This is a genomic window from Comamonadaceae bacterium M7527 (assembly GCA_021044545.1).
Lineage (GTDB): Bacteria > Pseudomonadota > Gammaproteobacteria > Burkholderiales > Burkholderiaceae_C > RS62.
Genome location: CP087990.1, coordinates 2,005,488 through 2,021,744, shown reverse-complemented (window position 1 = coordinate 2,021,744; position 16,257 = coordinate 2,005,488). Strand labels below are relative to the sequence as shown.

Genomic DNA, 16,257 nt, shown 5'->3' with positions numbered 1-16,257 from the left:
CCCATGTCCACCTCAAGGACAAACTTGAATTCGCCATTGCCATTAAAGGTGATTTCAGCCTCAGTGGGGGTAGCCTGAACGCCCTGGAAGCTACCTTCTGTCACGCCAGCAGTTGTACTCGTGCCATTAATAGTACCTAAGGACAGTGTAGAAAGATCATTGACTGCCATGGTCATTGTCTGCCCAGCATCAGCTCCGATTTGCAACTGCGCATTCAGTGAGCCATTTAAAACTGAACGGCCATTGAATTCGGTAGTGCTTACAACACGATCGATTTCACTTTTTAGTTGTTGCACCTCGGCGTCCAGGTTTGCACGATCTTGGCTATTGTTGGTACCGTTACTGGACTGAACAGCCAACTCACGCATACGTTGCAACATGCTGGAGATTTCCTCCATGGCACCCTCGGCTGTTTGAGCAAGGGATATACCGTCGCTTGCATTTCGAACTGCAGCATTCAAACCTCGAACCTGCGATTCCATTCGAGAACTGATTGCCAAACCCGCCGCGTCATCTTTTGCAGAGTTGATGCGAGAGCCCGTAGACAAACGCTCCATAGCGGTAGACAGGCTCTTGTTGTTTGCCGCCAATGCGTTTTGTGCAACAAGCGATTTAACGTTGGTGTTGATAACTGACATGATGATTCTCCTGAAATTAAGGGAACTTGATCTTTAAAAAGCAGCTGCCTTGGGGGCCTTGAACTGCTAAGGAACTTGGCGAGCGGCAAACTGATTTGTCGCTACACCCCTGGCAGAAAGAGCATTTGCCCTACCTGATGACTAGTGATTCGGTGGCTTGTTTAACTTCTTTAGTGATGCGGTGTTTTTTTTAAAAACTTTTTTCAAAGCCAAGACCGCTCAGCACAAGCACTAGCCAAGCTGGTCGGTTAGCAAGCCCTTGATGTCTTCGATGCTGTGCGCCACTTTGATGACGACCTCATTGGGTATCTGCCGAATAATCTCGCCTGACGCCGTGCTGCGAACAGTGATGACGGGGCGGTTTAAGCGCTCATCAAGCGCAAAGTTCAGCCCTCGGCCATTGCGCTCTACTTGCTCGTTGAGCCGCTCAATGGCCTCGTGCAAGTTTTGACGCATTTCTTCTGGGTCAATTTGTACAGCTGGCGCAACGGGCGCTCTATCAGGGGCCGGGACTGCCGCTCGGGGTTGAGGCGCAGCTTGCTTGGCGGCGCTGACCGCAGGCTGGGCCACTGCGGTTATGTTTGACATTTCATTGCTCATGACATCCGTCCTTGTCTGGCTTTTTTCAATACGAGCTGTATTGAAGTAGGTAAATGCGCACGACACGCATAGTCAGCCATCAGGTCTAGGGTCGGCACCTGAAAAAAGAACTTGAGGATTTTTTTGCAAAACGTCTTAAATAGACGCTTAAAGGCCATGAGCAGGCCTTGATGTTACTGACTAAGGCTTAATTATTGGTGTACATAGCCATCATGCCCTCAAACGTGGACTTGAGACTCTCACGCATGGCGTTGGACTGCCCCACCAGCGACTCCATCACGCCAAACTGTTTGTTGTAGCGGGCTAGTAATGACTCCATACGGGTATTCAAAGCTTCCAGCTCGGCCTCGTAGCTGGTAATGCGTTGCTCGGAGCCAGCACTTTGGGTGGCCAACACACCGCGCGCGGCGATGAGGTCGTCCAGCGCCTTAACGGCGTCACCCGCCAGCCCGCGGTTAGCCGTGCCATAGTTTGACTGCCTGTTGGTATTGGCGCTGAACAACTGGACCACATCGTCATAGTTGTCCGCAAGCGCTGCGTCTAGTTTGTCTTCGTCGATAGACATGACACCCGTTCTATCTATGTCTAAGCCCAGGTCTCTAAAGGCACTAAGACTGCTTCCAGGTGTTGAAGAGTCGTTCAAGAACATGCTGCGCAACTGCTCTTTCACGCGCCTAACCGTGCTGTCACCCGCAAGCGATCCGCTGTAAATATCTTCTTCGTCCTCAGACCTGGCACCCGTCAAAATGGCAAAGTCAGACGTCGCGTCGTTATAGGCCTGCACCACTGCCTGCACGTTTTCCTTTACGGCAGCGGTATCACGGGTAATGCGTATATTGGCTGCAGTACCTGCTGTCATCGCAAACAAGTCTAGGTAAACACCGGGTATGACACCGTCTACCGCGTTTGAGCCCCTGGTAATGGTGAGCCCGTTCACCACCATCCGTGCGTCTTGCGCGTCTTGCAGGTTGGTGTCGCTGAATGACACATCTGACAGTGCATTGCCAGCGCCAAACGCTGTATCGGTTTGCCTTGTCATGGCAGCGCCTGTGGTGTCGGCGTCTGCGAAAGACAGCTCTGGCGCTGCCCCATCTGAGGCTGCCCATTGAAAGCTGAGAGTGCCATCAGTTGCCCCCGCTGCCACAGAGCGCCCTGTTGCCTGCGTTATAAAGTTGGAGGTCTCAAGCGCTGCTCGGACAGCCTCAGCAACCTCGGTGGCAGTTTGGCCGGCAGTCCCCTCTACCGCAACACCGCCAACGCTTATGGTGCCGTCTTCTGTTGCACCCTGAAAAGTCAGCGTTTCAAGCTGCCCAGTGCCCGTTGCATCGTCGGTCGTGTAGCCAAATGCCCCAACAGACCCAACAGGGCCAGTCAGTACAACCGTATAGGGGTTTGTGGCGTCACCAGTATTCAAAAGCTGCGCCGTAACGCCTTGCTCAGCGTCGTTTATGGCGTCGACAAGACCTTGCGGGCTTGGATCGCTCACACGGATACTGGTCTGGCTTTCGCCGTTTAAAGTCAGCTGAATGCTGAATGGGTTGCCACCCGACAACACTTGGTCTGCGCTGGCGAATTGGTTGGTCGCCGTTCTTTGAGATGCAGCCAATTGCTGCACTTCAACGGTATGCCTACCGGGTGCTGCGCCAGATGTAACGGCCACGCCCAAAGCATCTGGCTGGCTATTGGTCGTTTCGTAGGCATTGAAGTCGGTGACGTCGTTGAGCTTTTCGAATGCCGTTTTAACGGTTTCCAAAGCCAGCATCAACGCTGAATAGCCTGCCACTCGACGCTCTTGATCGTCGATTTTGGTATTGATGGCCGCCTCGCGAGGCACCTTCTCGGCATCCACCAAGCTTTGGGCCAAGGCTTGCACGTCTACGCCAGAGCCCGCGCCCAAGGCGCTAATCATGTTAGTGGCCATTGCCGGCTCCTACCTGTATATCCAACAACAAATTAAGCATCGGTGCGACTCATCCATACTTTAGTCAAACGTTTGGCATTAGCAAACACGCCAGACTTAATTGATGTAGTTGAACAAGTTCAACTGCGTGACCTTGGCAAAGCTGCTTTGCGCGGCCTCTAGGGCCAGCATGTCCTTGTTCATTTTGGTGATGGCCTCGGCGTAGTCCAGGTCTTCAACTTCGGACAACAGGCTCTTGAGGCGCAACACAGTCTCGTCTATCACTGTTTGCTGAGACGCCACAACATTCATGTCGGTACCAATTTGGGCCAATGACAAGCCAACACCTTCTTGCAGTTTGTCTAGCTCGCCCACGCCGCGATTCATACCGTCGCGGTCTGAGTTTTTTACCGCGTTGATCAAGTCATCCATGGCCTGAAAAAAGCTGACGCCATACGACTTACCCTCGTCGTCTACACGCACTGCACGTGTAAAGGCATCAGCGCCGGGGCGGTTGAGTTGTATGGTGCGCTGGTCACCCACCAACACGTTGATACGCGACTGGTCACCCTGGTACACAAACTCGCCTTGTGCATTGGTGCCAAATGCAGGCTCACCCACGCGGCTACCCGCAAACAGGTAAGACCCACTTTCATCCTGGGTGTTGGCCAAACTCATGACTTGGTCGCGCAAGCCAGACATTTCCATGGCCAAGGCTTGCCTGTCAGCCGGACCTACGGTGTCGTTGGCAGCTTGAATACTTAACTCCCGCATACGTATAAGCGAGTCGTTGACGTTGCCCAGCGCAGTTTCCTCGGCTTGGTAGCGTGCATTGGCGCCGTTTAGGGTGTTGAGGTAGCCCTCGTTTTTCTGAATCACGCCTTTAAACCGCGTGATGACGGCTGCTTGGTCTGGTGCGTCGCTGGGCGCAATGACTTGTTTGCCTTGCGACATTTGCGCCTGCGCGGTAGACAGCTTGTTTTGTACCGTGCTCATTTGGTTGGTGGCGCGGTCAAATAGGAATGAGGTGGATATTTTCATAACGTCGTCCTAGTTAGCGAACCGCCAAAATGGCGTCAAACAGCGTGCTGGCGGTTTGCATCACTTTGGCTGAGGCTTGGTAGGCCTGTTGAAATCGAATGAGGTTGGCGGCTTCTTCGTCTAAGCTCACACCTGAAATGCCGTCGCGGGTCTCAAGCGCTTGGTCGTACACCACAGTGAGTGCGTCTTTGGCCACTCGCGCTTGCTGCGACATGTTGCCCACTTGGCTCACCTGCTCTATGTAGGCCTCGGCAAAGGTTTTGTTGCCAGGCATGACCTTGTCTGAGGCCAAGCCAACAATGCGCAGCATGCCTTCGTTGTTGCCTACGCCGTCTTGGTTACCGTCAACGCCAAACTGGTCGCCCACAGCTGGTGGGCTGGTGAACGTGAGCGTAATACCTTGGTAGCTGATGCTAGGCGGCAAGGCGTTGGGGTCAAAGGCGCGCGTGGCCACTATGGTGCCAGTGTTGCGGTCGGTAATGGTGTATTCGTTGGTCGCCGTCAACGTGATGTCAAACGGCTGCGCGCGCAAGGCTTGGGTGGCGTCTTGGGTGCTGGCGGTGTAGCTGGCGCTGGCGCTTAAGCTGCCTGCGCCTGTCACCATCACCAGGTATTCGTCTTGAGACTCATCAGCCACATACACCGCTGTGCGAAGGCCCAAGGCTTTTAAGTCTTGTGCGCTGCCATTGGCACCTATGCCTACGCGAATGTCTTGGTCTAATGGGTCGTCCAGGCTGCGGCTCAGCGTAATACTGCCGGCAAAGGTTTGCGCGGGAATACCCAGGGCATTGTCTGGTTGGCCGCCCAGCTGGGCTGGACCTACCGCAATGTGTTTGCCCTCGCTGCCGGCCACGTTGGTCAGCACCAACTCGCCGTCTTTTGACAAGCTGGCACTCACTTGACTCACAACGCTTTGTGCGTTGATAGCCTCTGCCAGCGCAGCGGCGTCGGCAAAACCACCAGCTGGCGGTGTGATGGTGGCCACTGTGGCACCTTCGCCTTGTAGCTCCAGCGTGCGGCTGAGGTTTAGCGAGGCACTTGCAACCCGTACTTCGTTGGTAGCCGTGGCCGTGAGGCCTGGCACACCAGCGCTGTCAAGCCACGTGGCAACTTCGCTGGCTTGCAGATACTCACCAGCTGGCACCAGTTCGCCCAGCGACACGCCGTTTAGCGTGAGCGCACCGGCAGCAATACCGGCCTCGCCAATTTGGGCGCTGATGCGCCCGCTTTGCAGCAAGGCTTCCAGCGGCTGACCATCCATGGGCAAACCGGCATCGTCAAACACCTGCGCCAACAAGGGCTCAGCTTTGGCACCTAAAAACAAGTCTGACTTGCGGTAGGCGGCCTCACCTTCCACGTTTAGGTAGTCGGTGCTGTACTTGGCCTGGGCGTTAAAGCCGTAGGTGTCGCGCAGCATCATGTTTTGTTCGTCAAGTGTGAGCTCGTCGCCCAACACGTGCACGCCCTCGCGTGTCATCACCTGCACGGCTTGGCCCGCTTGCAAATCGTCCAAATACACCACTGCGCTTTGCGTGCCTGCGGCCACGCTGGTGAGCATGGCAAACGGTTGCGTTGCACTGAGCGTGACGGCCACACCGGCGCTGGGGCTTGGGTTGTTCACCAGGTTGGCGCTGATATCAGCTGGCGTGGTGGACGGCAAAGGCTCTTGGTAAGCCAGCGTGGCGCGCACAGTGCTGGGGTTGTTGGGCTCTTCTATCACCCTGAACTGCGCGGCAGCGGCTATTTTTTGTGGGTCATCGAGTAGCACGCGCATGCCGCCAGTGACGTAGGTGTCGCCGGCAACCGTATCAAAACCAAACATGGCTTGGCCCGGGTTGCCGTAGCCGTCTAGGCTTTGGGTGTGCACCGCATTGACTTCATTGGCAAAGGTGGTGGCCAATACATCAAGAGAGCTGCGAGCGGGTGACAGCACTTGCTCTCTAAACGCCAACAGGCCGCCAATTTCACCGCTGCTGATGCTCGACAGCGTTTGCAAACTGCCGTCTGTTAAGCGCACGGCTAGGTCGACTTTGTCGGGTGACGTAGGGCTAAACGCAACGGTCAGCGGGTTAACCTGCTGCCCGTCTACGAGTTTGCCCTGGCTTATGGTTTGGCCCAAGCTCACGCTGACCGAGCCGTTGGTGGTGAAGCTGGTTTTGATGCTGGCAAATTGCGACATTTGCTTCAAGATCAAATCGCGTTGATCCATCAACTCAGGGGGCTGCTTGGCTACCGTGAGGTTTTTAGCCAACTGTTTGTTCACCAGCGCCAACTGATTGGCCAAGGTGTTGAGCTCGCCCACTTTGGCGTCTACCGCTTGTGCTGTTTCGTCTTGCAAGGAGCTGAGTTGGCCTGACAGCTCGCGAAAACGCGATGTCAGACTGTCTGCGTCACTCATGAAGTTGGCGCGCAAAATAGTAGACGCAGGGTCTGCCGACAAGGCTTGTGCGCCTGCAAAAAATTGGTTGAGCGCGGTGGTCAGGCCCGTAGACTCACTGCCCATGATGTCGACCACGCGGTTGGCGTAGCTGAGCATAGGCTCTTGCGTGGCCAAGTCACTTTGGCTGTTGCGCAAGTTGCTTTCTACGAAGTCATTCACTTGGCGTTTCACCCCGTCAAACACCACGCCGTTGCCTATGTACACCGAGCCTTGTTTGCTGGGCGTGTTGGCGTTCAGCGTGATGTCTTGGCGTGAGTAGCCCTCTGTGCCAACGTTGGCAATGTTGTTACTCACCGTGCCCAAGGCACGCTGGTAGGCCATCACAGCTGTACTGCTGATGCTGAGCATGTCACTCATAACGCATCTCCGGTGCTGGGCTTGTCACTGGGCGATTGACGCGTCCAGTGACTGGGCATGGGCATAGGTTGGCCGGCGGTATGGCCAGTAAGCGGCCAGCCGTTGCCGCTGACATTGGTGGCAGCGGACGTGTTGGGCACGCTCATGGGCGTTTGCGCTTTGTGCAACGGCCTGGGCGTATCTACGGCATCCAGCGCGCTGGATGGTGACAAACGTGCAGACTCTTGGCCAAGCTGGCTTTGCAACATATTGGCCATACCCATATTGCCGCGCGCGGCCATGGACACAGAAATCTCCTTGTCAAACATGTCTTGGTAGGTGTCCAAGGCATCTGACTGCATCATGTCGCTTTTGAACGTGGCCTCACGCATGGACTTCATCATCATCTGGATGAACAAGGCCTCGAACTGTTCGGCGGTCTCGCGCAATGCACCTTGGCTGTCTTTGGCCGCGCGTCCGCGCAACTCACCCAAGCCACTAAAGTCTAGGTAAGAGCTGGTTACGTTGTTGCTGGCGTCCATGATGTCGTCCGGTTGTTGGCGTAATTCGCGCTTAAATCACCACCAGCTCGGCGCGCAGGCTGCCAGAACTTTTGAGGGCTTCCAAGATAGCGATCAGCGCCGAGGGCGTGGCCCCCACTTGGTTGACGGCGTCCACCACGTCACGCAGGTCTACGCCGGGTTGGAACAAAAACATAGGTTTGGTAGGCTCATCAATGCCCACTACAGCGTTTTGCACAGGGGCGGTTTGGCCATTGGCCAATGCATTGGGCTGAGACACTTCGTTGGTGGCTGAAATAGACACGGTGATGGTGCCGTGGGTAACCGCTGCGGCAGTCACCTTGACGTTGCGACTGATCACCACAGTGCCGGTACGTGCGTTAACGACGACGCGCGCTGGCGGCTCGCCTGGTTGCACGTCCAGGTTTTCAATCATGGACACAAAGGCCACACGCTGGCCGGTATCAGCTGGCGCACGCACGGTAATAGATGTGCCATCAATGGCCTTGGCAACACCTTGGCCAAAGGTGTCGTTGATGGCATCCACAATGGCGTTGGTCGTGGTGAAGTCGGCTTCGCGTACGTTGAGCACCACAGAGTCAGACTTGGCAAATGGGTTGTCTACGGCGCGCTCTACTTGCGCACCATTGGGGATGCGTGCAGATGTGGGCACACCTATGGACACCTGAGAGCCCGCGGCGGTGGTCTCGACGCCTGTCACAGCCATAGGTCCCTGGGCCAAGGCGTAGATTTCGCCGTCAGCGCCACGCAGTGGTGCCATTAACAAATTACCGCCGCGCAAGCTGCTGGCCTTACCGATAGCAGAAACATTCACGTCAATTTTTTGACCAGGCTTGGCAAAGCCAGGCAACTCAGCCGTGACCATCACGGCTGCGACGTTGGCAATGTCTATCTTGCCGCTGCTGGCGGCTGACTCAAAGTCAGACAGTGGGCCGTTTAAGCTCACGCCCAATTGGCTCAACAAACCCTTCATGCTTTGGGTGGTGAAGGACACGTCTGCGCCGTCACCCGTGCCTTGCAAACCCACCACCAAGCCGTAGCCAATGAGTTGGTTGGAACGCACAGACGCCACGCTGGCGATGTCTTTAATGCGGTCTGCGCTGGCATGCGTGGCTGCCAGCAAGCCCACAGCCAATAAGGCGGTGCGGGCAAAAAGCGTTAAAGCATTCATGGTTGGTGTCGATTCTTTGATTAAGGCAACTCAGGACTTAGAAAGGCCAAAAGTTAAATAGCAAACGCGTGGCCCAGCCTGCACGAGAGGCCTGCTGCAACTCGCCTGAGCCACGGTAGGCAATTTGTGCATTTGCCAAACGGCGGCTTTGCACAGTGTTGTTGGGCGAGACGTCGTCTGGGCGAATGACACCAGAGACTTGAATCACTTCGGTGCCTTCAGACAAAGCCAGTTGTTTTTCGCCGCGCAACACCAGGTTGCCGTTGGCCAATACGTCAATGACTGTTACGGCTACTTCGCCGCTGAGTGACGCTTGTTGACCCGCCGTGCCTGAGCCTGAGCTGTCAATGGTGGCGGTGTTCAAGTTGATGCCATCTGTAAACGGTGAGATGTTGCCAATCTTGGTGTTGAAGCCGCTGGGCAAGGCATCGTTGGTGGCTTCGCGGCTGGTTTCCGTACTTTGTGTGCGGTTGGCTTGCGCTTGCTCAGACAACAACACCGTAATGATGTCGCCCACTTTGAAGCGCTGACCGCTGCCACCAAAAAAACCTTTGCCGCTTTGTCCGTTGAAAATGCCACCGGTGTTGGCACTGGTCTCAACTTTGGCAACGGGGTACACCGGCGCAAACTCGGCCGAGTGCTTTAGCGGCTCGTGCTGCGTGGTGACGCAGCCAACCAAGCCAAAGCTGGCACATAAAAGAATGGAGAATTTGTTTAGCATGGTCGCGCTCAGGTACAAGTGATGTTCAAGTGGCTTACAAGTTGTTGTTCAGGTACTGCAACATACCGTCTACAGCAGAGATGGCCTTGGAGTTGATTTCATACGCACGCTGCGTCTCAATCATGCTGACCATCTCTTCCACCACGTTCACGTTGGAGGCCTCTAGTGCGCCTTGCATCAAGGTGCCTGTGCCGTCTGCAGCCGGGTTGCCCACAACGGGTGCGCCGCTGGCTGGTGTTTCTTTAAGCAAGTTTTGACCAATGGCTTGCAAGCCGCTGGTGTTCACAAAGCGTGCCAGCTGAATCTGACCCAACACCTGTTGGCCGCCGCCGGCGTCCAACTCAACCGACACCGTGCCGTCACGGCCAATGGTGAGACTGGATGCGTTGGGCGGAATGTTCAACGCGGGCTGCAACAACTGACCGCCACTGGTCACCACTTGACCTGCGTTGTCCAGGTGAAAGTTGCCGTCGCGTGTATAGGCAATGGTGCCGTCGGCCTGTGCAATTTGAAAGTAGCCCTCGCCGGCAATGGCAATGTCCAACGAGTTTTCGGTGGTTTGCATGTTGCCTTGAGCGGTTATTTTTTCGGTAGCCAGCACGCGCACACCTGTACCCAACTGAAAGCCTGTAGGCGCTTGTGTGTCGGCACCGGTTTGGCCGCCCGCCTGGCGAATGTTTTGGTACAGCAAGTCCTCAAACACGGCGCGGTCGCGCTTAAAGCCTGTCGTGTTGACGTTGGCCAAGTTGTTGGAAATGACGTTCATGCGCGTTTGCTGCGCATCTAAGCCTGTCTTGGCTACCCATAATGAAGCGTCCATGGCATGTTACCTCTGGTGACTGTTAACTTACGAGGCACGCATCATGGATGCGCCCGACTCGTCTATAGATTTGGCTTCTTTGATGACCTTCATGTTGGCCTCAAAGCTGCGAGAGTGATCTATCAGCCGTGTCATCACTTCGACAGCACTGACGTTGGAACCCTCTAGCGTCTCTGGAGTTACAGCAATATTCAGGCCACCCTCAAAGTCACCAGGACCCGTCACTTGTTCAAACAGGCCGTCTTCGCGTCTGTTGAGTGGCGTGTCTGTGGCGTCACGCAGCATGAGCTGACCGACCAATACGGGTGCAGCTGGGCCCGCGGCCAAGGGGTCGGTGGCGTACACACCGCCGTCACGGGTGATGTGCACATCAAATCCAGGTGGCACCACAATAGGCCCGCCCTCGCCCATGGCAATGTGGCCTGCGCCGTTGGTGAGTGTGCCTAGCGCATCGGGGCGCAAGTCGCCTCTGCGGGTGAAGGCGATGTCGCCATTGGGCGCTTGTACGCCCATGACGGTGCCGCCGTTCATGGCTATGTCGGTTTTTCGACCCGTGGCCATTAAAGTGCCAGGGGTCATGAGCACGCGCTCTGTGGGCACGGCTTGAGGCTCAAACCGGGTGTCAAAGCCGTCGCCCTCGACCTTGATGGCCTTTAACGCCACGTCAAAGCTGCGCTTAAAACCCACTGTTGACACATTGGCCAACTCGTTGGTCATAAGCTGGCGTGCAACGGCCTTTTCTGTAATGCCTGAAGCTGCCGTGAATGCAAGTCTGTCCATACCGAACTCCTACAACCCAAGGCTTTTGGCCTTGGGCGTCGCTCGCGGCCCTAAAACATTACGGCATTAGCGCTTACGAGCGGATGTTGATGATGGCCTGTGTCATTGTGGAACTGGTCTCAATGGCTTTAGAGTTCGCTTGGAAGTTACGCTGTGCCGTGATGAGGTCTACCAATTCCTGTGTCAAATCCACGTTGGCCCTTTCTGTAGCACCAGCACGAATCGTGCCAAAGCCAGCTGAACCCGCCTCGCCGATCTTGGGATCACCTGATTTGGCGGTGGCGTAAAAGCTGGAGTCACCAATCTGGCGCAAACCTGCTGGGCTTGAGAAGTTGGACAAAATCACCTTGGCCAGCGTGAGCTGCGTGCCGTTGGAGTAAGACGCACTCACCAAACCGTCGTCGCCAATGTCCAGGCCCACCAAGTCACCCTCGGGCCGGCCGTCTTGTGACTGGGACAACACCGCAAAGGCTGATGAATACTGGGTAGAGGCGGAGTAGTCGATGTTGATGGTCAACGCGCCCTTACCGTCTGCCAAATAAACCGTATCAAGCTGCGAGCCGGTTTGTGGCGAAATCAGGTTACCGCTGGTGTTAAACGTCAGCTCACCTTTGTCCAGGTAGATGGGTGACCACTCTGGCAGGCTTTCAAAGCCGTCTGCGCTGGAGGTCTCACTGCCAAACTCGTCTATGTACTTGGACACACCCACACCGCTAGAGAAGTCGGTGAACTGGGTGGGCTTGATCCAGGTAGAGGTAGAGCCACGGCCCGCCTCTACGTTGGCCAGGCCCCAGTTGGAGCTGCCAGATACTTTGATAAACGAGTCGGTGCCCGTGGTGCCCGTGGTGAACTGGAAGGCATTGAGCGCGCGGTCGTAGCTGACTTTGACACCAGATACGGTGCTGCCAGTGGTGCTGGCCAAACCGTTGATCTCTTTTTCCAGCGCAGCCATAAAGCCGTCCAATGTGTAAGCGTCGCTTGGTGGCAGGCTCACTGTGCCCTTTACGTCGTCCACAGACACCACAAAGGTGTTGTTGGTGTTGTCAACCGAGAAATTGTTGTTCACGTTGATGGCCACCTGGGTGCCCACGGTTTGGGCTGGGCTGGAGGTGGTGCCACGAAGCGCTACGTCAGACGTTGCCACCTCAATGGGTGTGCCCACTGGCGCCGACAAGCCCAGCAGCGACTCGGCCAATGAATTGGTGCCGCTGATGGTGATGCTTGAGCTGTCACCCGTGCTGCCTGACGAGAAGGTGAAGCGCTCGTTCACGTTGTCAAAGCCCACCTTGAGGCCAAAGCGCTGCTCGGACAACGGGCGAATCAGGTCGCCATTGGGCATGACTTTGCCGTTTAAGCCTGAACCTACGGGCACATAAAGGCCGCCCTCACCCACGATGGCACTGGTTTGCGCCAAACCCAAAACGGCGTTGCCGGTCACGCTGGAAGCTACTACTGAGGTAGCCGTGGCACCCACAGCGCTGGCTGAGGTGGCCGCGTCTGTGAGTGAGCCCGCGAACGCACCGTCTGTGGGAATGACTGCTGCCACAGTAAAGGCTGTGCCATCGTTGCGCGCAATGCGCAGCTCGCCATCTACGTTGTCAATGGTATAGCCCGACGTGCCGTAAGCGCTTTGACCCTGAAACTTGGCCACGACTTCATCCAGGCTGGCACCTGCTGGCAAACCTGTGGCTTGCAGCGTGGTGGTTACGCCATTGCGTACCATTTGCAAAGACAAGCTGTCGTCGGTTGCGATAGCGTTGCCGTTGAAAGCAAACGATTTGGCGCTTTGCGGCGCTTGCAAACTGATCTCGCCATCATTGGCTTCCGTAAACGTAAAGCCGCCGTTGACCTGGTCAAAACCAACCGTAATAGAGGTCAAGCCCTGTGCGTTGATCAAGGTCTGCATGGCATCAACAGCAGCGCTCTTAGTGACTTTTTCGATGTCGGTGAAACCTTCAATATAGAACGTCTCTACGCTGGTGCTGGCGTTGACGCCAGTGCCGTCTTCAAACCCTGGGTCGGCTGCATCTGCGTCAGCCAAAGCCCAGTTCACAGTGATAGAGCCGTCTGCGTTGTCAGTAATAGTGCGCGTCGTGCCGGTAACAAAGGCGTCGGCATCCAGAGCAGCCTTGACCTTAGTTGCAACTTGAATGGCGGTGTCACCTGCAGCCACGTCTACACGTACGCCGGCAACTTGCACAATGCCGTCCGCCGTAGCTGGGGACATTGTTAGTTTGGTTTCTTTAGCGGCTGATGCGTAAGCGGTTTCTACCGCAGCCGTTTGGGTTACGCCCGTAGTACCGGTATCGACAAACGTGGGATCCGTTGCGTCTGCATCTGCCATAACCCAGTTCACGGTGATAGAGCCGTCTGCATTGTCGGTCACACTACGACCTGCTGTGCCGGTAATAAAGGCGTCGGCGTCTAGCGCTGTCTTGACTTTGGTCGCAACTTGGTCGGCTGTATCACCCGCCACAACAGTCACCGCTACGCCAGCCACTGTGATGTCACCCGCTGAAGTGGCCGCACCAAATGTAAGGGTAGTCGCTTTAGGGGTAGCCGCGTACGCAGTCTCAACCGACGCTGTCGCTGTGACACCAGTTTTATCTACCAACACGACGTCGTCTATGGCTTCATCAGAAGCAGCCCAGCTGAGGGTTAACGTGCCGTTTGCGTTGTCTGTAACACTGCGGCCGTCCGTGCCAGTTATGAAGGCGTCGGCCTCTAGTGCGGCCTTCACTTTAGCGGCGACTTCTGCCGCTGTGTCACCTGCAGCAACGGTTACCGCAACACCAGCCACGCTGATGTCAGTGGTGCCGCTGGTAATGGTGGGGGCAGAAAAGCTGAGCCTTTCCTGTTTGAACATACCAATATCGGCCAGGTCAACATTGGTGGTTTTGTTCACGCCGCCAACGGTGGCGTTGATTTGGAATTTGGTGTTGCCGGTAAAGTCAAAGTAACGCTCATCACCAAATGCTGCGTTCAAGCGGTTGGTCAGCTCCTTCGCAATGGCCACACCAGTCATGGTGGTTTCAGTGCTGGCCAAGTCACTCAAGTCAACAGTCACCGCATTACCCGAACCGTCCACGTCAATGGTGAACATGTTCTTCAAGTCGTCAGCTGAGACATTTGCAAAACTGTAAGTGGTGTCTGCGGTGAGGTCAAACTGGGACTGCTGACCCGTCACAGCCGCGGGCTGTGACACGCGCTGGTCGGTCAAGTCGTCTAGCGAAAACATTTGTGTTTTACCGTTCACCAAAAAATCGCTCACTTCAGACTCGGGCTTGATTTCGCCGTACTTGTTCACGTACAAGGCTTCGGCGTTGTCGTCTGTGGCCTGAATCAGTGACGGGTTCACTTGCGTATCGCCTACAAACACGTAGGTTTGCCATTTGTTGGTGGGGCTTAACTGACTGGCGTTTTGTGTTTTGGCGTAGTAAACAGTGGCCAGATAGCCATTGCCACCCGAGTCATATACGGTCAGCGCGGTGCTCTTGTTGTAGGTCTCTGGGTTGTTGCGGCTAAAGGGCTCTGTAATTACTTTCGCATCAGCAGGGAAGTTCAAACCCAGATTGATCAGCGATGTTTCTGCCGCTTCGCCATTGGTTTGCTGGGGAATGGTCAGCACATTGAGGTTGCCCAAGTCGGCCTTGCCGGACGAGTCCACTGATGCTGCCATCAGACGTTGTCCGGCAGAGTTCACCACGTTGTACTGGTCATTCATCATGAACGAGCCGTTGCGGGTGTAAATGTCTTGCAAACCGTCAGCCGACTTGAGCGGGAAAAAACCGTCACCCGTGATCGCCAAGTCCAAGGCGTTGGCCGAGAAGGCCACGTTGCCTTGTCCAAACTCTTGTGTCACCTGCTTTAGCGCCACACCCTGGCCAATCGTACTAGAGGCTTTTTGCAGCGGCGAGGTCGCAAAAATGTCACCGAAGTCAGCGCGCGAACGCTTGAAACCGGTTGTTCCCACGTTGGCAATGTTGTTGCTGGTCACGCCGAGTTGGGCGGTGGCGGCGTTCAAGCCGGTCAGTGAGGTGTAGAAAGACATGAGTGATGACTCCTAAGACAGAAAAAGGGAGAAACAAGGTAGGTTGTGGTGCGCTATGACTTAAACGCCTATGCGCCTGACGTCTGCCAGCGGCAAGGTTTTGCCGCCCACAAATTCAAGAATGAGGCTGCCATCGGCTGAGCTGGAGCTCACCGCAGTGACTTTGGCCAGCGCATTGACGTTCACGGGCGTTGTTTCACCTTGCACCACGGCTTGGGCACTAAACGTATAGGCACCATCGGGTACGACTTCGCCGTTCTGGTCTTGGCCATTCCAGTTGATGGCAAAGTCTCCAGCCGACTGCGCGCCGTACACCAGCTCACGCACCGCAACGCCTTTGTCATTGAGCACGGTGACCTTCATACCGGCAGAGCCGTAAGGCAAATTCACCACGCCCTCGCCGCCTGTGCCGTTGGTGAGGTTGACTGCGCCACCTGGTACAGCCACGCTTTTGCCAATGAGTGCAGCGCTTGACATCACGCGGTCTGCCGCTTGTGAGTTGACCATGGTGTCCAACGAATCTTTCATGGAAAGGTTGGCCTCTAGCGATGAAAACTGCGCCAGCTGCGCCACAAACGCTTCGTTCTTAACGGGCTCTAGTGGGTTTTGGTTTTGTAGCTGTGCGGTAAACAGCTGCAAAAATTGCTGCTGACCCATTTGGTCATCAGCGACTTTGGGGGTGTTGACGTAGTCTTCGTAACTGGTAATACCAGCGGGAAGTTGACTACTTGCAATATCTAAGGCCATGGTGGTTTACCTGTCAAAAAATCAGATGCGCGCGTGCTGCGGGTTACGAGCGTGTGAGCTCAAGCGTGCGCAACATCAACTGGCGCGCGGTGTTCACCACTTCAACGTTGTTTTGGTAAGAGCGCGCTGAGGCCATCATCTCTACCATTTCAGTGACTTCATTCACGTTGGCTGGGTAGACATAGCCCCCCTCGTCGGCCAAGGGGTTGGATGGGTCAAAGATGGGCTGAATGGGTGTGGCGTCGTCCTTCATGTAATCCACCTTGACGCCGCCCACGTGTTGTGCACCCGCGTGTGTCATGTTCTCGTCTACCAAGGCCTTGAACACAGCGCGCTTGCCTTTAAAAGCCTCAGCCTCAGAACCAGCCACTGTGCCGGCGTTGGCCAAGTTGGAGGCGGTGGCGTTCATGCGCACCAACTGCGCGTTGAGCGCTGTGCCTGCAATGCCGAAAATGTTTCCTATAGACATG

Annotated in this window: 12 protein-coding genes and 1 pseudogene; all 13 read right to left on the bottom strand. The window is 55.7% G+C overall.

Annotated elements, in window-relative coordinates; translation table 11 throughout:
* Positions 1-170: 170 nt before the first annotated feature.
* Positions 171-641: pseudogene (locus LN050_09880) on the bottom strand (flagellin).
* Between the two features lie 228 nt (positions 642-869).
* Positions 870-1,238 carry a flagellar protein FlaG gene (locus LN050_09875; GenBank protein UFS56054.1) on the bottom strand — a complete coding sequence of 123 codons (369 nt, stop codon included), beginning with the start codon at positions 1,236-1,238 and terminating at the stop codon, positions 870-872.
* A gap of 187 nt (positions 1,239-1,425) precedes the next feature.
* Positions 1,426-3,159 (bottom strand): flagellar filament capping protein FliD, encoded by a 1,734-nt coding sequence (fliD, locus tag LN050_09870; GenBank protein UFS56053.1) that lies wholly within the window; start codon positions 3,157-3,159, stop codon positions 1,426-1,428.
* A 96-nt stretch (positions 3,160-3,255) separates the two neighbouring features.
* Positions 3,256-4,179 (bottom strand): flagellar hook-associated protein FlgL, encoded by a 924-nt coding sequence (gene flgL / locus LN050_09865; GenBank protein UFS56052.1) that lies wholly within the window; start codon positions 4,177-4,179, stop codon positions 3,256-3,258.
* A 13-nt stretch (positions 4,180-4,192) separates the two neighbouring features.
* Positions 4,193-6,976 (bottom strand): flagellar hook-associated protein FlgK, encoded by a 2,784-nt coding sequence (gene flgK / locus LN050_09860; GenBank protein ID UFS56051.1) that lies wholly within the window; start codon positions 6,974-6,976, stop codon positions 4,193-4,195.
* Positions 6,973-7,497, bottom strand: coding sequence for a rod-binding protein (locus LN050_09855; GenBank protein UFS56050.1), 525 nt, complete (start codon positions 7,495-7,497; stop codon positions 6,973-6,975). The genes flgK and LN050_09855 overlap by 4 nt, the downstream gene beginning before the upstream one ends.
* A 31-nt stretch (positions 7,498-7,528) precedes the next feature.
* Positions 7,529-8,668 (bottom strand): flagellar basal body P-ring protein FlgI, encoded by a 1,140-nt coding sequence (locus tag LN050_09850; GenBank protein ID UFS56049.1) that lies wholly within the window; start codon positions 8,666-8,668, stop codon positions 7,529-7,531.
* Positions 8,669-8,705: 37 nt separating this feature from the next.
* Entirely contained in the window at positions 8,706-9,389 is a 684-nt protein-coding gene (locus tag LN050_09845; protein ID UFS56048.1) for a flagellar basal body L-ring protein FlgH, read from the bottom strand.
* Positions 9,390-9,423: 34 nt separating this feature from the next.
* Positions 9,424-10,209 carry a flagellar basal-body rod protein FlgG gene (gene flgG / locus LN050_09840; protein UFS56047.1) on the bottom strand — a complete coding sequence of 262 codons (786 nt, stop codon included), beginning with the start codon at positions 10,207-10,209 and terminating at the stop codon, positions 9,424-9,426.
* Between the two features lie 27 nt (positions 10,210-10,236).
* Positions 10,237-10,989, bottom strand: coding sequence for a flagellar hook-basal body complex protein (locus tag LN050_09835; protein UFS56046.1), 753 nt, complete (start codon positions 10,987-10,989; stop codon positions 10,237-10,239).
* Between the two features lie 73 nt (positions 10,990-11,062).
* Positions 11,063-15,040, bottom strand: a complete 3,978-nt coding sequence (locus tag LN050_09830) for a flagellar hook-basal body complex protein (protein ID UFS56045.1) — start codon at positions 15,038-15,040, stop codon at positions 11,063-11,065.
* Positions 15,041-15,100: 60 nt separating this feature from the next.
* Complete coding sequence (locus tag LN050_09825) at positions 15,101-15,787, bottom strand: hypothetical protein (protein UFS56044.1); 687 nt, start codon at positions 15,785-15,787, stop codon at positions 15,101-15,103.
* A 43-nt stretch (positions 15,788-15,830) separates the two neighbouring features.
* On the bottom strand, positions 15,831-16,256 hold the full coding sequence (gene flgC, locus LN050_09820; GenBank protein ID UFS56043.1) for a flagellar basal body rod protein FlgC: 426 nt from the start codon (positions 16,254-16,256) through the stop codon (positions 15,831-15,833).
* Position 16,257: the final 1 nt, after the last annotated feature.